This is a genomic window from Leucobacter sp. gxy201 (genome assembly GCF_051043335.1).
Classification (GTDB): domain Bacteria; phylum Actinomycetota; class Actinomycetes; order Actinomycetales; family Microbacteriaceae; genus Leucobacter.
Genome location: NZ_JAMXWS010000001.1, coordinates 434,159 through 453,335 on the forward strand (window position 1 = coordinate 434,159; position 19,177 = coordinate 453,335).

Consider the following 19,177-nt stretch of genomic DNA (forward strand, 5'->3'; position numbering starts at 1 on the left):
GAGGATGAGCGAGCGCACCATCGAACCCCGCGGCTGCCATCTCGTCGGCAGCATCAACTTCGACGATGCCGAAACGACGCTGCGCGTCGCGGCCGAGCACCTCGGCGACCGTCTGAAGCGCATCCCCGACGGCGAGGTCGGCGAGCGCTTCCACTGGATCGTCTTCCAGGCCGACCGACTCGGGCGGGCCGCCGGCATCGAGCGCGTCGGCGATACGCCGATCCCGCTGCGCATGCTCGACATGCGGCAGGTCAGACTCGCCGACGGAGTCCGAGCGGCGGAGCTCGATCTGCCGCCGCTCGGCTACGCCGAGGCGGCGATCGACTCGTTCGCGATCTTCGACCGCCTGCAACGGGAGGGCGCGATCCCTGCGGCGACGCGCTTCCAGGTATCGCTGCCGACACCGCTCGGCGTCGTCGGCAGCTTCGTGCGGGCCGAGGATCGCGCCGAGTTCGAGCCGGTCTACGAGGCCGCGCTGGCGCGCGAACTCGACCGCATCCTCGAGGAGCTGCCGCACGACCGCACCGCGATCCAGTGGGATGCCGCGCTCGAATTCGCCATGCTCGAAGGCCAGACGAGCTTCGACGGCAGGCCCTACGAATGGTTCGACGACGTCTGGCAGGGCACGAGCGAGCGCCTCGCCCGCCAGGTCGACCGCGTGCCCGCCGACGTCGAAGTCGGGGTGCACCTCTGCTACGGCGACGTCGCCGAGAAGCACTTCGTCGAACCGGCCGACTCCGGCAACCTCGTGAGCTTCGCGAACCTCGTCGTGCGCGCGGCGCACCGACCGCTCACCTGGCTGCACCTGCCGGTGCCGATCGAACGCGACGACGACGCCTACTACGATGCGCTCGAAGCGCTCGAGATCTCCGGAGAGACCGAGCTCTACCTCGGCCTCGTGCATCGCGAGGACGGCGAGGAGGGCGCCGCCCGGCGCATCGCGGCGGCGCGGCGGCACGTGCCGCGACCCTTCGGGGTGTCGACCGAGTGCGGTTTCGGGCGGGCTCCCGAGGGCGCCGCCGTTCCGCTCTTCGCGGCGCACCGGGCGGTTGCCGCGGCCTGGTAGCTACGACGCGAACGAGTCGCGAAGCGCGGGCGCGAGCTCCGGGTAGGCGAATTCGAAGCCGACCCGCTGCAGCCGCTCGGGCAGCACCCAACGGCTCTTGAGCACGAGCTCGGTCTCGGTGCGAATGCCGATGGCGCCGATCTCGAGCATCCAGCGCGGCATCGGCGGCCCGAACTTCACGCCGAGCTGCCGCCGCACCTCGGCCATGAAGGCGCGGTTGTCGACGGGGTTCGGGCTGCTCGCGTTCACGGGCCCCGAGAGCGACGGAGTCGCCTCGGCGAAGTCGATGATGCGTGCGACATCGTCGATGTGCACCCAGCTGAAGCGCTGGGCGCCGTGCCGCGCGCCGGGAAGGTGCGCGGTGCCGGCCGCGCGCCGGGCCCGCGTGACCGGCCATGCGCCGTCGTGCTGCGCCCCGCCGAGACCGAGCCGCGCGAGCACCCTGATCGGGCCGAGCACGCCGCCGTCGCCGAGTACGATCGCGCTGCGCAGCGCGATGCGGCGTGTCGAGTGGAGCGCATCGGCGCAGAGCGCGCGCTCCCAGGCCTTCGCGACCTCGACCGAGAACCCGCTGCCGATCTCGCCTGCATCCTCGGTCATCGGGCGATCCTCCGCATGGCGGTAGATGGTCGCGGTCGACGAGTTCACCCAGAGCGGCGGGGGAGCCGCGGCGGTGCGGATCGCCCGCGACAGCGCCGCCGTCGTCTCGAGCCGCGACCGGAAGATCTCGGCGCGGTTCGCCTCGGTGTACCGGCAGTTCACGCTCTTGCCCGCGAGTCCGACGACGAGGGCTGCGCCGTCGACGGCCGCGGCGATCCCTGGCGCGTCGCCCCAGGCCAGGTCGGCGCCTGCGCGCCCGATCGTCACCACCTCGCGCCCCGACTCGCGGTAGCGCGACGCGAGGCACCGGCCCATGAAGCCGCCGGCTCCGCCGAGCACGACGCGCCCGCCGCTCGCAACCGACTCGTACGATTCAGTCATGTTCGGCCTCCGGCACGATCTCGTAGGTGAAACTGCCGCGGTACGCGTAGATGCGGCCGACGAGCGGCGCGTCGACCGTCAGGTCGACCCGCTGCACGCCGAGCGCATCATCGTACGCCTCGCTGAGCCGTACCACGGGCGAGAACCCGCGCGGCAGCCGCACCCGGAACCGCCCGCACACGAGGCCCACCGCGCGGCTCGTGAGCCGCAGCGCCCCGCCTCGCACCTCGGCGTCGAAGAGGGCCGACATCGTCCAGGGCGCGCCGATGCGGTCGACGACGCGCGACCCGACGCAGACGACCGAGTCGACCATCGTCCACGGCCCGCACGGCAGCTCGACGACCCGCTCGGCCCGGGCGGCAACGGTGCCGTCGCCGAGCGGTACCGACCGATTGACGATGCGGAACGGCACATCGCGCCCGCGGCCGGCGGCGAGCGCCCGGCGCCGCTCGAACGGCATGAGCAGCGGCCGCAGCCAGCCCCGTGCCGCCCCGAACACGGAGAACACCCCGTGCCCGACGCCGATGCTGCCCGCAGGGATCGCCGAGAAGTAGCGGCGCAGCCGCGGATGCAGCTCGTCGACCCGCGCTCCGAGCGCGGCCTCGTACGGGCCGAGCACGGCGGCGGGTGTCGTGGCCATGCCCCCAGCCTAGGGGCCGGGACGCAGAGTCGGGATGCGGAACCGGAACGCAGAGCCGGTGCGCGCCGCTCGCAATGTCACCCGGAACCGATGATCGGCAGCGGGATGCCGAGCTGCGTCGCGCCCGAGCGCACGAGCAGGAACCCGATGATGCCGAGCACCCAGGCCGTGTTCTCGGCCCCCGTGCGCTCGAGCCAGGCCGCGAGCCGCCGCAGCGGTGCGTCGATGACGCGGGCCAGCAGCAGCCGGCCCGCGATGAGCACGAGCGCCGGTGCGATCATCACAAGGCAGTAGCCGGCGAGCAGCGCGACACGGTGCGGCATCGTGATCGGGGCGTCGGCGATCATGGTCATGCCGATGAGGTAGGGCAGCATCGTCGCGACCTCGACGAGCCCCGCGGCGAGCGCGACGCCCATGATGGCGCCGCCGCTCGTGCCGTCGGCGAGCAGACGGTCGCGCCATCGCGCGATGCGTCCGCTCGGCGACTGGGCCGATTCCTGGGCCGATCCCAGGGGCGATCCCTGCAGCGCCCCCGGGGCCGACCCCGGGGGCGATCCCTGCAGAGCCCGCTCCCGTTCGGCGGCTTCGGCCTTCCGTTGCCGGGCCTTCGGACCGGGAATACTGAACGCGGCGACGAGCATGACGATGCCGATGGCGAGCATCGCCGTCTGCCCCGCCGGTGAACCGATGAAGGCGCGGCCGGCATCGACGATGTTCACGAGCCCGAGCATGAACAGTACGCCCACGGCGAGGTAGAACAGCGTGATAGTGCCGAGGTAGAGCATGATGCGGCCGGTGCGGGGCCTGCCCGGCGCGATGAGGAAGAACACGGGGATGAGCAGCGTGCCGACGCTGAGTCCGTCGAGCAGAGCGAGCAGGGTCAGCCCCGCGGGCAGCGGGATGCCGGTCAGGAAGTCCATGCCATCCAGATTCGCGTCACGGGCGGGGATGCGGATCGGCGAAGAGGACGAGGGGGCCTCATCCTTTGGGCGGAGCCGAGCGGGCCCTTCGTACTGGTTGGATGGGAGCATGACCGCACCGCAATCCGCTGCAGCGCCGAGATCAGTGCCGCTCTGGGCGCAGGCGATCGGATATGCGCTGCTCGCGGTGTTCTTCGCGGCGCTCGGCTTCTCGGGGTTCTGGACGGTGTTCCGCATCGTGCCCGAGTACTCGCCGGTCTGGTCGTCGCTGCTGACGGGACTGCCCGCGGCGGCGCTCGCGCTGACGAAGCAGCGGGCGCCGCTCGCGGGCTGCCTCGGCGCCGTCGTACTCGTACTCGTCGACCTGCTGTTCGTGGGCGGCCTCGTGCCGTTCATCGTGCTGCTCGACCTCGTCTACACGCTCACCGTCGCCCTACCGGCTCGGGCCCGCCGCCGCGTGCTCGTGGCCGTGGCGATCGCGACGGCGGCCGTCGCGGTGTTCACGATGATCGTCGGCGGCGATCTGCGCGTGACCGTGGTGATCGGGCTGCAGTTCGGTGCGCTGTTCGGCACGACCTACTGGTACGGCACCGCCGTCGCGCAGTCGCGCGAACTCGTCGAGCTGCATCGCCGGCAGGCCGACGACGCGCGTCGTCTCGCCGAGCTCGACCGCGAGGCGGCGGTGCTCGGCGAGCGGGAGCGGATGGCGAGCGAACTGCACGACATCATCGCGGGGCACGTGGCGGCGGTCGCGATCCGCAGCGAGGCGGCGCTCGCCGCAGTGCCGGCGGAAGTGGGGCAGCCCGAGGGTGCGACGGCCTCGGGTGCCGTTCCGGGCGCATCCGCCGAGCGCGCCGCGCTGCGGGCGGTGCGCGATTCGAGCCTCGAAGCTCATGAGGCGCTGCGCGCGATGATCGGCGTACTGCGGGGCGGCTCGGGCGAGACGGCGGCGGCACCGGGGATCGACCGCATCCCGGTCATGATCGAGGGCGCCAGACGCTCGGGCGTGAGCGTGGAGCTCGACGACCGGATCGCCGGCAGTGAACTGCCCGATGCGGTGGACCGGGCGACCTGGCGCATCGTCAACGAGGCGCTCGTGAACGCGGTGAAGCACGCCTCGGGCTCGGAAGTCGACGTGGTGCTCGTCGCGGAGGGCGGTGCCGCGCGGGTCGATGTCGTATCGCGGGGCGGAGCTCCGATCGCTCGGCCGGTGCTGCGGGGCGGCGGCATGGGGCTCGAGATGCTCGCCGAGCGGGTGCGGGCGCTCGGCGGCGAGTTCGATGCCGGGCCGATCGCGGGCGGCTGGGCCGTGCGCGCCCGCATACCGATGGAGGCGCGCGCATGACCGGGCGGGGAACCGACCAGGGGCGCGATCAGAGTCGGGAACCGACTGCCGTGGGGCGTGCGCCGCGCGTCCTGATCGTCGACGATCACGGAATGATCCGCGAGGGCCTGCGCCTGATGCTCGAGCGCCAGGGCATCGAGGTCGTGGGCGAGGCCGCCGATGGCGCGTCGGCGGTCGGCAATGCGCGATCCCTGCGTCCCGATGTGGTGCTGATGGACCTGCGCATGCCCGGCGTCGACGGCGTGACCGCGACCGCGCGCATCGTGGGCGACGGCATCGCCGAGGTGCTCGTGCTGACGAGCTTCGACGAGGATGAGCTCGTGTTCGCGGCGATCCGCGCTGGGGCCGCCGGATTCCTGCTCAAGACGACCGAGGCCGGGGCGCTCGCGGAGGCGGTGCGGCGAGTGGCCGCGGGCGACGGCGTGCTCGACCCGCGGGTCACACGACGGGCGCTCGCGGCCCTCGCCGACGCCCCGGAGGAGGCGCGGCCCGAAGCAGACCCCGTCGACCTGGCGCAGCTGACGGCGCGGGAGCTCGAGGTGCTCGAGCAGTTGCGCGAGGGCCGCTCGAACACGGCGATCGCCCTGCGGCTCGGCATCTCGGTGACCACGGTGAAGACGCACGTCTCGAGCATCCTCGTGAAGCTCGGCGCCGAGAGCCGCACTCAGGTGGTCGCGATGCTGAACCGCTGAGGCGGGCGCGGGGTCAGAAGTCGCGCTGCTGCATACGCACGGTGTTGCCGGCCGGGTCGCGGAATGCGAAGTCGCGCACGCCCCAGTCCTGCTCCATCGGTTCCTGCAGAATGTCGGCGCCCGCGGCCTCGACGCGTTCGTACAGGGCGTCGAGCTCGTTCGTCGCGAGGATGATCGTGGCGAAGAGGCCCTTGGCGATGAGCTCGCCGATGACGCGGCGCTCCTCATCGGTGAGGCCGGGGTCGACGGCGGGCGGAGTGAGCACGATCGAGGTGCCGGGCTGGTCGGGATGGCCGACCGTGATCCAGCGCATGCTCTCGTAGCCGACGTCGCCGCGCACCTCGAAATCGAGCACGTCGCGGTAGAAGGCGAGCGATGCCTCGGCGTCGGTGTGGGGCAGGAATACGGTGGTGATGTTGATCTTCATGACTGCCACGCTAATCGCCGGGCGGCGGCGGAACTTCTTGATTCCTGACCGGTCTCGTCATCCGCATCGCGACGACTCCGGGGAGCCCCGGCATCGGGCGCTCGCGCAGCCTCCGGTATCGGCCCGGCGAGACGCCCACGAGCTCGGTGAACCGTGTGGTGAACGTGCCCAGGGATCCGTACCCGACCGCGAAGCACACCTCGGTCGTGCTCAGCTCGCCCACGCGCAGCAGCGCCATCGCGCGTTCGATGCGCCGCGTCATCAGGTAGCTGTACGGCGATTCGCCGAAGGCCGCCTTGAACTCGCGGCTGAGGTGCCCCGCCGAGAACCCGACTTCGCGGGCGAGGGAGTCGACATCGAGCGGCTCCGCGTAGTCGCGATCGATGCGGTCGCGCACGCGGCGCAGCCGCACCAGCATGTCGAGGCGGGCGTCGTCGGGCATGGAGTCAGCTTACGCGCAGCGGTTTCGCCCGATGGAGCGGGTGCCGCGTGGAGCGGGAGGGGTTCGGTGCACTATACGGGCGGATTCTGCACCAAACCCCTCCCGCTGTGCGCCGGTGCCCGGCCGCCCGCGATAGCCTTGACGAGTCTTGAAAGGTGAGCGATGAGAGCAGTGGTGACGGCGGTGATCGCCGCGATCGAGGCGGCGGCCGTCGCGCTCATGGGCATGGCCGTCGTCGTCGTGCCCGCTGCGCTGCTCTGGGCGGTGACCTTCGATCTCGCGGCAGAGCCCGTCTCGGTGTTCGCCGGGGCGATCGGCGTCTGGTTCCTCGCCCACCTCGTGCCCATCGGCTTCGACGTCGGTGCGGAGGCCGCGGTCGGGCTCGGCCTGCCGCAGCAGGCATTCGAGTACCCGCTCTCGCTCGCGCCGCTCGGGCTCACCTGCGTCACGATCGCGCTCGCGGTGCGCGCCGGCCTGCGCTTCGGCGCCAGAGGTGGCATGGGGGCCGCAGGCGTGCTCGGCGGCATGATCGGGTTCGGCGCGGTCGTGCTCGCCGCGCTGCCGGTCGCCGCTCCGCTGCTGCACTGGTCGCCGGAATGGTCGATCCTCGTGCCGGTGGCGCTCTACGGCGCGTGCGCGACCGTCGGCTTCTGCGTGCGCGCGGCCCGCGACGGCCACGACTGGTGGCTGGCCGCCGTGCGCGCGGCGCAGCGGGGCATCGCACGCTTCGGCCTGCCAGGCTCGGCCGCGCTGCCCGATCGCGCTGCGGCGGCCGTGCGGATCGCGACCGCGCTGCTGCTCGCAGTGACGGTGCTCGCCGCAGTCGCAGTCGCCGTCACGCTCGTCGTGCACTACGTGCAGGTGGTCACGCTCTCGCAGTCGCTGCAGCTCGACCCGCTCGGCGCGCTCGTCGTGTTCCTGCTGCAGCTCGTCCTGCTCCCGGTGCTCGCGATCTGGGCGGCGTCGTGGCTCACCGGCGCCGGATTCGCGCTCGGCTCCGGCAGCAGCGTGACGCCGTTCGAGACGCTGCTCGGCCCGGTGCCCGCCGTGCCGATGTTCGGCGCGATCCCTGCCGGCTGGGACGGGGCGGGGCTGCTCGCGCCGACGCTCGTCGTGCTGGCCGCGGTCGCCGTCGGCACCCTGTTCTCGAGGCGGCCGCTGCTGCGCCGCGCCTCATGGGCTGCGACCGTCGCGATCGCCGTGTCCGCTGCCGCAGGCGCCGGGCTCGTGCTCGCGGGGGCGGGCGCGCTCGCCTCGGGCGGCATCGGGCCCGACCGGCTCACCGAGACCGGGCCCTCGCCCTGGGTCTTCGGCGGGTTCGCGGCGGCCGAGCTCTGCGTCGGCCTCATCGTCGGCCTCGCGGCGGGCCGCGTCGATGCGCGCCGCGTCGCGACGTCGCTGCCCGGCCTGCGCGGGTCGCAGGATCTGCCCGGCGAGGATTCCGAGGCCGGCGCCGCCGCCGCGACGGTGCTCGGCACCGATGCCGAGCAGGAGACGGTGCCGCTCGACGAGGCCGTGAAGGACCTGCGGGTGAAGGTCTGGCCCCGTGTGAAGCGCGCGGAGCAGGCCGACGGGAAGGCCGCACTGGAGTCCGATCCGCCACAGAGCGGGAGCCATGATCAGGGCCAGGATCAGGACGAGGTCGAGACCGGAGTGATCCCCGACAGCGTGCGCGACGCGGCATCAGCCCCGACCGCGGCAGCCGCCGGCCCCGCAGCGGCCTCGGGAGCGGAAGAAGCTGCCCCGGGCCCCGCGGTCGACGCCGATGCCGACGCGGACGACCTGCTGCGGGCCTACTCGTGGGATCAGCGCGACCGTGCCGGCGATGCCGCCCGCGAGGCGGCCTCCCGCAGCATTCCCGGTGCCGCGGCGGGCGACGGCAGCGCGTCCGGCGCCGACGGCGAAGCCGCGTCGAAGCGACGCCGCGGCTGGCCGTTCGGCCGGCGCGACGGCTAACCCGAATATGCCCTAAGGTGGAGGGTGCAATCCACGGGAGCCCCGACGCGCGGGGCTGAGAGGAAGCACGCGTGCTTCGACCGTTCAACCTGATCTGGGTCATTCCAGCGGAGGAAGGAACACCTCGATGACGCTTGTCCGAATCTCATCGCCCGCGCTGCGCCGCTTCGGCACCGCCTCGGTCGCCCTGACGGCGGTCGCGACGCTCGGCCTCGGCCTGACCGCCTGTTCGACGGGCGACGACGCCGCAGACGCCAGAACCGTCACGCTCGTCGTGCACGACGCGTTCCCGAACGAGGAGTTCGCGGCCGCCGCGAGCGAGGCGACCGGGTACGACGTCGAAGTGATCACCGCGGGCGCCGGCAGCGAACTCGCCAACAAGCTCGTGCTCACGAAGGGCGCCCCGATCGCCGACGCGTTCTACGGCATCGACAACATCGCCGCGGCGAGCCTCGTCGACAACGACGTGGCCGAGTCGTACACGCCCGAGGGGCTGCCCGAGTCGGCCGCCGAGTACGCCTTCGCCGGCTCCGATGCGCTCACCCCCATCGACATGGGGGCGACCTGCATCAACATCGACACCGCCTGGTTCGCGGAGCACGGCATCGCCGAGCCCGCGACCTTCGAGGATCTCGCCGACCCCACCTATCGCGACATGACCGTGCTGCTCGACCCGCTGCAGTCGTCGACCGGCAGCTCGTTCCTCGCAGGCACCGTCGCCGCGTTCGGCGAGAACGGCTATGCGGAGTACTGGAAGAACCTCATGGGCAACGGAGCGCGCCTCGAGCAAGGGTGGAGCGACGCCTACTACGGCCAGTTCTCGGCGCTCGGGGAGGGTACGAAGCCCATCGTGCTGTCGTACAGCTCGTCGCCCGTCGCGACGCTGAACGACGACGGGACCGAGACCACGACGCGCGCCCTGCTCGACACCTGCACGTCGCAGATCGAGTACGCAGGCGTGCTCGCGGGCGCCGCGAACTCCGAGGGCGCGCGGGCCGTCGTCGACTACCTCGTCTCCGACGAGTTCCAATCCACGATCCCCGACACGATGTACATGTACCCGGTGAGCGCGAATGCCGAGATGCCCGAGACCTGGGTGAAGTTCGCACCGCTGCCGGCGCGGGATCAGCTGAACGACCTCGACCCGGCCACCATCAACGCCGAGCGCGAGACCTGGCTCAAGACCGTGAGCGAGCAGATCGGTCTGTGACCGCAGCGGGGCCGAGGGCGGGTGAACCGGAGGGCGGTGACGGCACCGCCCTCCGGAGCCCGGCGACGGCCTGGAGCGTCGCCGGATGGACGCTCGCCGTCGCGGTCCCGCTCGCCTTTTTGGCGCTGTTCTTCGCGTGGCCGGTGCTCGCACTCGTGGCGACCGGGTTCGGCGGCACTGGGGCAGGCGCCGGCGCCGTGTTCGACACGAGCGGTATCGTCGAGGTCTTCGGAGCGCCGCGCACCTGGCGGGTCATCGGCAACACGCTCGCGCAGGCCGGCCTCGCGACGATCGTCTCGGTGCTGCTCGGCCTTCCCGCCGCGTACGTGCTCTACAAGCTGCGCTTCCGCGGCAGACTCGTGCTGCGCGGCCTGCTGACAGTGCCGTTCGTACTGCCGACCGTCGTCGTCGGCGTCGCCTTCTCGGCGCTCTTCGCGCCCGGCGGGCTGCTCGAGTGGACAGGGCTCGACCGCACGCTCGCGGTCGTCGTGCTCGCGCTCGCCTTCCCGAACGTTGCGGTCGTCGCGCGTACGGTCGGCGGGTTCTGGGCCCGTCTCGACGACAGCTCCGAGCAGGCCGCCCGCGTGCACGGCGGCGGCCGCCTGCGGGCCTGGACCATGATCGTGCTGCCGGCCCTCGCGCCGGCCCTCGCATCGGCGGCCGCCCTCGTCTTCCTCTTCTGCTCGACGTCGTTCGCGATCGTGCTCATCCTCGGCGGCAGCGCGAACGCGAACGTCGAAACCGAGATCTATCGGCTCACCGTGCAGTTCCTCGACCTCAAGGGCGCTGCGGTGCTGTCGCTCGCGCAGTTCGCGATCGTCGGCGCGACGCTCATCGTCTCGTCGCGCCTCAGACGGGCGGGCGAGCGCGCGGTGCAGCTGCGCGAGGACAGTCGGGATCTGGAGCGGGCGCCCGGCCGTGCCGACGCCGCCGTGCTCGCGGTCTTCGCGGCGACCGCACTGCTGCTGCACGTGCTGCCGCTCGCCGTGCTCGTCGCCCGTTCGCTGCGCGGCCCCTCGGGGGAGTGGACGTTCGAGAACTACGTCGCGCTCGTGCACCCGCCCGACGGCCTGCCGCTCGACGCGCCCGTGCTCTCAGCGGTCCTGCTGACCTTCCGGTACGCCGTCGCCTCGGCGGCGATCGCGATGACCCTCGGCGTGCTGCTCGCCTTCGTGCTCTCGCGCCGGCCCCGATCTCGCCTCCTCGCGCGCGGCATCGACGTCTTCGACGGCGCCGTCATGCTGCCGCTCGGCGTCTCGGCCGTCACGCTCGGGTTCGGCCTCCTGCTCACCATGCACCGGCCGCTCGGCATCGGCTTCGACCTGCGCACCTCGACCGTGCTCATCCCGATCGCGCAGGCGCTCGTCGCGCTGCCGATCGTGGTGCGCGTGCTGCTGCCGGTGCTGCGCGGCATCGACCCCGCACTGCGCGAGGCCGCCGCTTCGCTCGGCGCGACGCCCTTCGCCGTGCTGCGCTCGGTCGACCTGCCGCTGCTCGGCCGCTCGACGGGCGTCGCGCTCGGCTTCGCGCTCGCGGCCTCGATCGGCGAGTTCGGGGCGACGTCTTTCCTCGTGCGGCCGGGCGCGCAGACCCTGCCGATCGCGGTCGGGCAGCTCATCGGCAGCCAGGCACCGGGTGCCTACGGGGCCGGGCTCGCGGCGGCGGTCGTGCTCGGGGCCCTGGCCGCGGCGATCATGCTGCTCGCGGAGCGCCTGCGCACCGACCAGGCGGGGGCGGAGTTCTGATGCGCGGCGCCGAGACCCGCGGCAGTGCGAGTGGCGGGACGCAGGGGCAGACCGGGCGGGTGCCCGGTTTCGAGGTGCTCCTGATCGACGGCCGCTCGGGTGCGGGCAAGACGCAGCTCGCCGATCGGCTGCTCGCCGAGCTGCGTGCGGCGGGGCAGCGGCCGGAGGTGCTGCGGGTCGAGCACCTGTACCCCGGCTGGGACGGGCTCGCCGCGGGATCGTCGGCCCTCGCCGCCGCGCTCGACACGGGGGAGTATCGGCCCTACGACTGGGTCGCCGAGCGCTTCGGGGCGGCGCAGCGCATCGGCCCGGGCCGGCCCCTCGTCATCGAGGGATGCGGGGCTGTGACGCGCGAGAACCTCGCGGCCGCCGCGCGCTTCGCGGGTCCCGGCGGACGGGTGCGGAGCCGATGGGTGGAGTGCCCGGCGGCGGCCCGGCGGGAGCGGGCGCTCGCGCGCGACGGCGAGATGTACGCACCGCACTGGGAGCGCTGGGCGGCGCAGGAGGAGGCGCACTACGCGCGCCACCGCCCGTGGGAGATCGTCGACGAGGTCGTCGCGGGCGGCGCGGCCTGACGGGACGACAAAGGGTCGCGAATTGGGGTTCCGATACGGGACGAACCCCAACTCGCGACCCTTTGTGCGCGGCGCGGCGCGGCATGGCACGGCATGGCACGGCGCGGCGCGGGAGGTGCGGCGCGGGAGGCGCGGTGCGCGTTTAGAACGCGGCGGGCACGCCGAGCTCCTCGAGCACCGAGCGCACCTCGTCGCTGTGGAACGCCTTCGCGAGCGCCTGCGTGGCGGCCGAATCCTCGTCCTCGCCGCGGCTCACGAGCGACACGGCGAACTGCTCGTCCTGCTCGACCGCGATCGCGTCGTTCTTGGGCGTGAGCTCGAGCTGACGCGCGAAGGTGCCGTGCAGGAAGACGGCGTCGGCCTCGGGGTAGGCCGCGACGAGCTGCATGATGTCGATCTCCGTGAACTTGAGGTTCTTCGGGTTCTTCACGATGTCCTGCACCGTGACCTGCCACTTGTCGACTGAGGGGTCGAGCTCGATGAGGCCCTGGTCGGCGACCATCTGCAGCGAACGGGCCGCGTTCGAGGCGTCCTGCGGAATGACGATATTGCCGCCCTCGGGTACCTCGTCGAAGCTCTTCCACTTGCTCGAGTACATGCCGACGACGGTCAGGTAGACGGGTTCGACCGCGACGAGGTCCGCGCCGTTGGCGGCGTTGTACTCCTCCATGAACGGCGGGTGCTGCACGAAGTTCGCGGCGAGCTCGCCGTTCTGCAGCATCATGTTCGGCTGCACGTAGTCGGCGACCTCGACCATCTCGATCGTGTACGGTGCCTCGATCGCCTTGCCGGCAGCCTGCACGACGTCGGTCATCGGCGTGGTGGTGGCGGCGACCTTCAGGGTCTCGGTGCCCTTCGCTTCGTCGCCCGAGCCGTCGCTCGATCCGCCGGCGCATCCGGTGATGAGCAGCAGCGCGGCAGCTGCCGCCGAGATCGGGGCGAGGAGGTGTCGTTTCATAGGGATCCCTGTCGTTGTGTCAGATGGAGCGGAATGGGGGAGATCAGCGCTTGTCGATCGCGCGCGAGACCTTGTGGCCGAGCGCCTGCAGCCCGACCACGCAGAGGATGGTGATCGCGATCGTCACGTACATGAGCGCGAAGTCGTACCGGTGGTAGCCGTAGCGCATCGCGAAGTCGCCGACGCCGCCGCCGCCGACGACGCCGAGCACCGCCGAGTACGAGACGAAGCTGACCGTCGCCGAGGTGAGCGCGTAGACGAGACCCGAACGGCCGTCGACGAGCAGGAAGCGGAAGATGGTCTGCGGCACGGAGGCCCCCATCGCGGCCGCGGCCTCGTTCAGACCGCTCGGCAGCTCGAGCAGGATCTGCTCGGTGAAGCGGGCGTAGATCGCGACCGCCACGAAGCCCAGCGGGAAGGTCGCGGCGACCGTGCCGAAGCTCGTGCCGAAGACGGCGCGCGTGAGCGGGATCATGAAGACGATGAACAGCAGGAACGGGAACGAGCGCACGATCGTCACGTAGAGGTCGGCGATGGTCCAGACGGTGCGCTGCTGCATCAGCCCGCCTTCGCGGGTGAGGTAGATCAGCGTGCCGAGCGGCGTGCCGATGATGACGGCGGCGAGGATCGAGACGCCGACCATGTAGCCGGTCTCGGCCATCGCGACGGCGATCTCTCCGCCGTATTCGCCGAATACGCGCTGCAGTTCTTCGATGATGATCATGCGCCGAGCACCTCCTGCACGTGCGAGAGGTAGCGCTTGCCGCGGTCGCCGCGGGCGTGCTTCACCTCGACGATGTCCTGCAGACGGCCCTGCTCGAAGACCGCGGCGCGGTCGCAGATCGCCTTCACGGCCTCGAGCTCGTGCGTCACGAGCACGATGGTGGTGCCGAACTTCTCGCGGGTCGTGCGCAGCAGATCGAGGATCTCGCCGGTCGTGTGGGTGTCGAGGGCCGAGGTCGGCTCGTCGCACAGGAGCAGCGAGGGGTCGGTGACTAGCGCTCGGGCGATGGCGACGCGCTGCTTCTCGCCGCCCGAGAGCTTCGCGGGGTGGTGGTCGCGGCGGTGCGAGAGGCCGACGAAGTCGATCATCTCCTGCACCCGCGCCGGATCCGTGCGGCGCTGCAGGCGCAGCGGCAGTTCGACGTTCTGCCGCACGGTGAGATTGCCGACGAGATTGTACGACTGGAAGACGACGCCGATGCCGTGGCGCATCCGGTTCATCTGGTGCTTGTTCAGCTTCGAGAGGTCGGTGCCGCCGACGAGCACGGTGCCTTCAGTGGGGTGGTCGAGGCCGAGCATCTGCCGCAGCACCGTCGACTTGCCCGCTCCGCTCTCGCCGAGGATGCCGAAGATGGTGCCGGCCGGGATGGCGAAGTCGACGTCGTCGAGTGCGATCACGGGGGTCGGGCCGTCGCCGAAGCGTCGGGTCACGCCGCGGAACTCGAGGGCGTAGGCGACGGGTTCGCTGGCGGTCGTGTGCGCCTGCTGCGCGTTCATTCTGGGGATGGCTCGTTGTTTCGCGTCGAGGCCCGAACGGGGCCGAGGGTGGTGCGGCGGTGGCTGCGGGGCGGCGACCGGTGGGTCGTAGGCCGGGGCTGCCGCCGGATCGGTGTTGTTAGACTCGGTTTAAGATAGGCCGGATCGGTCGAGAAATCAAGTGGAGCGGCGTGACGAACATGCGGACGGAACAGTTGGGCGACGTCGTTTTCACGGCGGTCGCCGAGAATTCCAGCGGAATCAACGGTGAGAGCCGCGTAGAAGGCGGCCTCGCCGTCGAGGTGGCCTCGCCGACGGCGCAGGATCGCGGCGGTGCCACGAACCCCGAGGAGCTGCTCGCGCTCTCGTGGGCGACCTGTCTGAACGCCGCGGCCCGCGTCGTCGCCGGGCCGGGCGTCGAGGTCTTCGCGCGCACGCACGTGTCGCTGCACCGACGTGCAGACGGCGAGGGCTTCGAGTTCTCGGCCCGGGCCGAACTGCGCTTCGACGGCAAGACCGCCGAAGAGGCCGAGGCGCTCGCCGCCGCCGCGCACGAGCGCTGCCCGGTGTCGCGCATGCTGAGCGGGCGCTCGCCCGTCAGCGTCGTCGCCATCCCGTAGATATCCAGAGCGGGGCTGCAGAGCGGGGCTGCAGCGGAGCCGCGGCCCTGAGAGGGCCTCCGGTGCCGTGCGCACAGGCGCCCGTGCGGTCGGCGGAGTAGACTGGTGCGGTGCTGAATGTCGTGGTGCTCATTTCAGGCGGAGGCAGCAACCTCAAGGCGCTGATCGACGCGGCCGCCGACCCCGCATACCCGGCGCGCATCGTCGCGGTCGGTGCGGATACCGACGCGGCGGGTCTCGCGCACGCCGAGGCGGCCGGCATCCCGACCTTCGTCGAGCGGCCGGGGGAGTACCCGGGCCGCGACGCCTGGGGCGACGCGTTCGCTGCGCGGATCGAGGAGTTCGAGCCCGGACTCGTCGTGAGCGCGGGCCTCATGCGGATTCTGCCCGCGGGCTTCGTGCGCCGCTTCTCGCCGCGCCTCATCAACACCCACCCCGCGCTCCTGCCGCTGTATCCGGGAGCGCACGCCGTGCGCGATGCGCTCGCCGCGGGCGCCACCGAGACCGGCGTCACGGTGCACGTCATCGACGAGGGCGTCGACACCGGCCCCGTGCTGCGCCGGGCGTCGGTCGAGATCGCGCGCGGCGAGCTCGAAGACGACCTCCACGAGCGCATCAAGCAGCTCGAACGCCCGCTGCTCGTGCAGACCGTGCGCGAGATCGCGCAGGGCGGCATCGACCTCGCAGCTTTCCGATCCTGATCACCCACCTCTCGAACCAAGGAGCCAGATGGCAGTCCAGAGCCACGATCCCAGCCTCTACGAGCACCGCGACCTGATTCCCGTGCGCCGTGCGCTCATCTCGGTGAGCGACAAGTCCCGCCTGCTCGATCTGGCGGCGGCACTCACCGAGGCCGGCGTCGAGATCGTGTCGACGGGTTCGACCGCGGCGACCATCCGCGACGCGGGCCACGCCGTCACCGACGTCGCCGAGGTCACCGGGTTCCAGGAGGTGCTCGACGGTCGCGTGAAGACCCTGCACCCGGCCGTGCACTCGGGGCTGCTCGCCGATCTCCGCCTCGCCGACCACCGTGCGCAGCTCGAGGATCTCGGCATCGCGCCCTTCGAGCTCGTCGTCGTGAACCTCTACCCGTTCGACGAGACGGTCGCCTCCGGGAAGCCCGCTGCGGACGTCATCGAGAACATCGACATCGGCGGCCCCTCGATGGTGCGCGCATCGGCGAAGAACCACGCCAACGTCGCGGTCGCCATATCGCCCGCGCGCTACGACGAGATCATCGCCGCGGTGCGCGCCGGCGGTACCGGCCTGTCGCTGCGCCGCTCGCTCGCCGCCGAGGCGTTCGTGCACACGGCGCAGTACGACGCGTCGGTCGCCAACTGGTTCCTCGATCGCGAGGATGCGGACTGGAGCGACGCCCCGGCCGAGGAGGAGCAGACGCCCGCGGGCGAGGGCGACATCGACAGTCTATTCGAAGCGACCGAGGGGTATGTCGGCTACGAGACCTTCGGTCTGCGCGAGGCCGTGCTGCGCTATGGCGAGAACAGCCACCAGCGCGCCGCGCTCTTCACCGAGAACGAGGGCTCCGGCATCGCCCAGGCGACGCAGCTGCACGGCAAGGAGATGTCGTACAACAACTACGTCGACGCGGATGCTGCGCTGCGCGCCGCATTCGACCACGAGCGGCCCGCGGTCGCGATCATCAAGCACGCGAACCCCTGCGGCATCGCCGTCGCGCCCGAGGGCGCGGCCGATCCGATCGCCGCGGCCCACGAGCTCGCCCACGCCTGCGACCCCGTGTCGGCGTTCGGCGGTGTGATCGCCGCCAACCGAGTCGTGACCGAGCAGATGGCGCAGACCGTCTCGGGAATCTTCACCGAGGTCATCGTGGCGCCCGGCTTCGAACCGGCCGCGCTCGAGATCCTCACGCAGAAGAAGAACCTCCGCCTGCTCGTGCTGCCCGCCGACTTCTCGGCGAACCCGATCGAGTTCCGCCAGATCTCGGGCGGCTTCCTGCTGCAGGATGCCGATCGCAGCTTTGCGCCGGCCGCCGAGTGGGAGCTCGCGACCGGCGAGCCCGCCGATGCCGCGACGCTCGCGGATCTCGAGTTCGCCTGGCGCGCCTGCCGCGCCGTGAAATCGAACGCGATCCTGCTCGCCTCGGGCGGCGCCTCGGTCGGCGTCGGCATGGGCCAGGTCAATCGCGTCGACTCGTGCCGTCTCGCGGTCGCCCGCGCGGAGGATCGCGCGGCCGGATCGGTCGCGGCATCCGACGCCTTCTTCCCCTTCGCCGATGGCCTGCAGGTGCTGCTCGACGCCGGTGTTCGCGCCGTCGTGCAGCCGGGCGGGTCGGTGCGCGACGCCGAAGTGATTGAGGCCGCGACGGCCGCCGGCGTCACCATGTACTTCACCGGCGAACGCCACTTCTTCCACTGACCCGGTAGTCGACCACCGGGCCGGGACACACACCAGGAGAGATAGGAACCATGGAAATTCTTCAGGGCATTCTCGTCGTGCTGCACATCGTGGGCTTCGCCCTCGTGTTCGGCGGCGCGCTCGGGCAGCTGCCGAACGTCAAGAAGGGCATGGCGCGCGTGCAGCCGTTCATGCTCTGGGGTGCGCTGCTGCTGCTCGTGACGGGCCTCGCGCTCGTCGGCATGACCTACGCGCTCGGCGGCCAGCCGAACAACATGAAGATCGGCGTGAAGCTGATCGTACTGCTGGCGCTCATCGGACACATCTTCGGAGTGCGCAAGAAGGAGAGCCTCTCGGCGGGCGGGCTCACCGCGATGGCGGGCATGGCGCTCGTCAACGCGAGCATCGCGGTGCTCTGGCACTAGCGCGCACCGGCTCCGACGAGACAGGCGGCCCAGGGATCATCGATCCCTGGGCCGCCTCTCTCGTGTCCGGACCGGGAGCCGGCAGACCACTTTTAGTCCAGTTGGTTTCAACTGGACTAATTGGTCTAAATGTGTTTGACTCTCTTCAGAGCCGAAATCCGCGGCACTCGAATGGCGAAGGAGCAACCGCAGTGACCACACCTATCTCGCTGGCGATCATCGGCGCAGGTACGATCACCCAGTCCGTGCATCTGACGAGCCTGCGCCGTGCGGGCTACGATGTCGCGATCGTGTGCGACCTGTCGCCGTCCCGCGCCGACGAAGTGGCGCGGAGCATCGGCGCCCGCGCGGTCAGCGATCCGGCCGAGGCATTCGCCTCGGACGTCGATGCGGTGCTCATCGCGACGCCGGGCAGTCACGCGAAGCTCGCCGCCGATGCGATCCGCGCCGGCAAGCACGTGCTCGCCGAGAAGCCCCTGGCATTCACCGTGCGCGAGGTCGACGAGCTCGAGGCCCTCGCCGCCGAGCACGGCGTCGTCACGCAGGTCGGCTACATGAAGATGTTCGATCCGCTGCTCGAAACCGCTGCGTCCGAGTACCGCGACCTCAATGGTGTGCGCATGGTGCGTGTAACGGTCATGCATCCGGCCGATGAGCCGCAGATCTCCCACCTGCGCATGTCCGCGCCGCCCGCGGACGCCGACCGCGCCGCGATCGCCGAGTCGGTCGCGTACGACGAGGCCCGTGCAGCCGAAGCGCTGCCCGGTGCCGACGCGGCGCTCGTGCAGTACTACGCGAACGTGCTCAACGGTTCCGTGATCCACGAGCTCAGCCTCATGCGCGCCATGGGGATCGCGCTCCCCGAGAGCTGGCGCGCGGACGCGATCACGCCGCTCGACGGCGCAGCGCCCGCTTCTCTGCTCGCGACCGGTGTAGCCGGTGAGACCGCGTTCGTGCTGAGCTGGAACTGGCTGCCCGATTACCCGGAGTACGCGGAAGAGCTCGTCGTGCTCGGCGCGAACGGCCGTCTCGAATTCGATCTCGCGAAGCCCTATCTCGTCGAGGAGCGCAGCCGTCTCGTCAGCCGCCGACACGACGGCGATCTCCGTGCCGACACGGAGTACCGTTCGGGTCACGAGACCGGTTTCCTGCGCCAGCTCGACGCGTTCGCCGCGGCCATCCGCAACGGGGCGACGAATCCCGCGGACTTCGCCGGGGCGAAGACGGATATCCGTCAACTGCAGCGCCTCGCGCAGGCGATCGCCGCGGCGCATGGCGACACCATCGCGATCGAGGCCGATACCGTTGCGGTCGGTGCCTGAT

At 71.3% G+C, this 19,177-nt stretch carries 20 protein-coding genes and 1 riboswitch; of the genes, 12 read left to right on the forward strand and 8 right to left on the reverse strand.

Annotated features, from left to right (window positions below; all coding sequences use genetic code 11):
• The first annotated feature begins 4 nt into the window (after positions 1 to 4).
• Positions 5 to 1,066: a hypothetical protein gene (locus tag NHL51_RS01980; RefSeq protein WP_434141429.1), complete on the forward strand. Its 1,062-nt coding sequence runs from the start codon at positions 5 to 7 to the stop codon at positions 1,064 to 1,066.
• Here the strand turns inward: NHL51_RS01980 and NHL51_RS01985 are convergent, their stop codons facing one another.
• From NHL51_RS01985 to NHL51_RS01995, 3 genes are all read right to left on the reverse strand, one after another.
• Complete coding sequence (locus tag NHL51_RS01985) at positions 1,067 to 2,047, reverse strand: epimerase (RefSeq protein WP_434141431.1); 981 nt, start codon at positions 2,045 to 2,047, stop codon at positions 1,067 to 1,069.
• On the reverse strand, positions 2,040 to 2,687 hold the full coding sequence (locus NHL51_RS01990) for a DUF4166 domain-containing protein (RefSeq protein ID WP_434141433.1): 648 nt from the start codon (positions 2,685 to 2,687) through the stop codon (positions 2,040 to 2,042). The genes NHL51_RS01985 and NHL51_RS01990 overlap by 8 nt, the downstream gene beginning before the upstream one ends.
• Positions 2,688 to 2,764: 77 nt before the next feature.
• Positions 2,765 to 3,607 carry a GAP family protein gene (locus NHL51_RS01995; protein ID WP_434141435.1) on the reverse strand — a complete coding sequence of 281 codons (843 nt, stop codon included), beginning with the start codon at positions 3,605 to 3,607 and terminating at the stop codon, positions 2,765 to 2,767.
• A 109-nt stretch (positions 3,608 to 3,716) separates the two neighbouring features.
• Between NHL51_RS01995 and NHL51_RS02000 the strand changes: the two genes are divergently transcribed.
• The gene (locus NHL51_RS02000) at positions 3,717 to 4,952 is read left to right on the forward strand and encodes a sensor histidine kinase (RefSeq protein ID WP_434141436.1); all 1,236 of its coding nucleotides are present in this window, start codon (positions 3,717 to 3,719) and stop codon (positions 4,950 to 4,952) included.
• 92 nt (positions 4,953 to 5,044) lie between these two features.
• Positions 5,045 to 5,644: a response regulator gene (locus tag NHL51_RS02005; protein WP_434141680.1), complete on the forward strand. Its 600-nt coding sequence runs from the start codon at positions 5,045 to 5,047 to the stop codon at positions 5,642 to 5,644.
• 13 nt (positions 5,645 to 5,657) lie between these two features.
• On the opposite strand, the gene NHL51_RS02010 is transcribed toward NHL51_RS02005, so the two are convergent.
• Both NHL51_RS02010 and NHL51_RS02015 read right to left on the reverse strand, forming a co-directional pair.
• Positions 5,658 to 6,071 carry a VOC family protein gene (locus tag NHL51_RS02010; protein WP_434141438.1) on the reverse strand — a complete coding sequence of 138 codons (414 nt, stop codon included), beginning with the start codon at positions 6,069 to 6,071 and terminating at the stop codon, positions 5,658 to 5,660.
• A 10-nt stretch (positions 6,072 to 6,081) separates the two neighbouring features.
• Positions 6,082 to 6,513, reverse strand: coding sequence for a helix-turn-helix transcriptional regulator (locus NHL51_RS02015; RefSeq protein WP_434141440.1), 432 nt, complete (start codon positions 6,511 to 6,513; stop codon positions 6,082 to 6,084).
• Positions 6,514 to 6,675: 162 nt separating this feature from the next.
• Between NHL51_RS02015 and NHL51_RS02020 the strand changes: the two genes are divergently transcribed.
• From NHL51_RS02020 to NHL51_RS02035, 4 genes are all read left to right on the forward strand, one after another.
• Positions 6,676 to 8,469, forward strand: a complete 1,794-nt coding sequence (locus NHL51_RS02020; RefSeq protein WP_434141442.1) for a cell division protein PerM — start codon at positions 6,676 to 6,678, stop codon at positions 8,467 to 8,469.
• A gap of 23 nt (positions 8,470 to 8,492) precedes the next feature.
• A riboswitch (TPP riboswitch) is annotated at positions 8,493 to 8,602 on the forward strand.
• A complete protein-coding gene (locus NHL51_RS02025; protein ID WP_434141444.1) occupies positions 8,597 to 9,679 on the forward strand; it encodes a thiamine ABC transporter substrate-binding protein in 1,083 nt (360 codons plus the stop codon). (Overlaps the previous riboswitch by 6 nt.)
• Positions 9,676 to 11,424 carry an ABC transporter permease gene (locus tag NHL51_RS02030; protein ID WP_434141446.1) on the forward strand — a complete coding sequence of 583 codons (1,749 nt, stop codon included), beginning with the start codon at positions 9,676 to 9,678 and terminating at the stop codon, positions 11,422 to 11,424. Before NHL51_RS02025 ends, NHL51_RS02030 begins: the two co-directional genes overlap by 4 nt.
• A complete protein-coding gene (locus NHL51_RS02035; protein WP_434141448.1) occupies positions 11,424 to 11,999 on the forward strand; it encodes a hypothetical protein in 576 nt (191 codons plus the stop codon). Before NHL51_RS02030 ends, NHL51_RS02035 begins: the two co-directional genes overlap by 1 nt.
• Before the next feature lie 142 nt (positions 12,000 to 12,141).
• Here the strand turns inward: NHL51_RS02035 and NHL51_RS02040 are convergent, their stop codons facing one another.
• From NHL51_RS02040 to NHL51_RS02050, 3 genes are read right to left on the reverse strand one after another with little or no spacing between them, the layout of a single operon-like run.
• The gene (locus tag NHL51_RS02040) at positions 12,142 to 12,957 is read right to left on the reverse strand and encodes a MetQ/NlpA family ABC transporter substrate-binding protein (protein WP_434141450.1); all 816 of its coding nucleotides are present in this window, start codon (positions 12,955 to 12,957) and stop codon (positions 12,142 to 12,144) included.
• Positions 12,958 to 13,000: 43 nt separating this feature from the next.
• Positions 13,001 to 13,681, reverse strand: a complete 681-nt coding sequence (locus tag NHL51_RS02045; protein WP_434141451.1) for a methionine ABC transporter permease — start codon at positions 13,679 to 13,681, stop codon at positions 13,001 to 13,003.
• Positions 13,678 to 14,457: a methionine ABC transporter ATP-binding protein gene (locus NHL51_RS02050; protein ID WP_434141453.1), complete on the reverse strand. Its 780-nt coding sequence runs from the start codon at positions 14,455 to 14,457 to the stop codon at positions 13,678 to 13,680. Before NHL51_RS02050 ends, NHL51_RS02045 begins: the two co-directional genes overlap by 4 nt.
• 179 nt (positions 14,458 to 14,636) lie before the next feature.
• Here NHL51_RS02050 and NHL51_RS02055 point away from each other — a divergent pair, with 179 nt between their 5' ends.
• From NHL51_RS02055 to NHL51_RS02075, 5 genes are all read left to right on the forward strand, one after another.
• Positions 14,637 to 15,056 (forward strand): OsmC family protein, encoded by a 420-nt coding sequence (locus tag NHL51_RS02055; protein WP_434141681.1) that lies wholly within the window; start codon positions 14,637 to 14,639, stop codon positions 15,054 to 15,056.
• Positions 15,057 to 15,166: 110 nt separating this feature from the next.
• Entirely contained in the window at positions 15,167 to 15,757 is a 591-nt protein-coding gene (purN, locus tag NHL51_RS02060; protein WP_434141455.1) for a phosphoribosylglycinamide formyltransferase, read from the forward strand.
• A gap of 28 nt (positions 15,758 to 15,785) precedes the next feature.
• Complete coding sequence (gene purH / locus NHL51_RS02065) at positions 15,786 to 17,450, forward strand: bifunctional phosphoribosylaminoimidazolecarboxamide formyltransferase/IMP cyclohydrolase (RefSeq protein ID WP_434141457.1); 1,665 nt, start codon at positions 15,786 to 15,788, stop codon at positions 17,448 to 17,450.
• Between the two features lie 50 nt (positions 17,451 to 17,500).
• Entirely contained in the window at positions 17,501 to 17,854 is a 354-nt protein-coding gene (locus NHL51_RS02070; RefSeq protein WP_434141459.1) for a hypothetical protein, read from the forward strand.
• A gap of 191 nt (positions 17,855 to 18,045) precedes the next feature.
• Complete coding sequence (locus NHL51_RS02075) at positions 18,046 to 19,176, forward strand: Gfo/Idh/MocA family protein (RefSeq protein ID WP_434141461.1); 1,131 nt, start codon at positions 18,046 to 18,048, stop codon at positions 19,174 to 19,176.
• Position 19,177 lies beyond the last annotated feature (1 nt).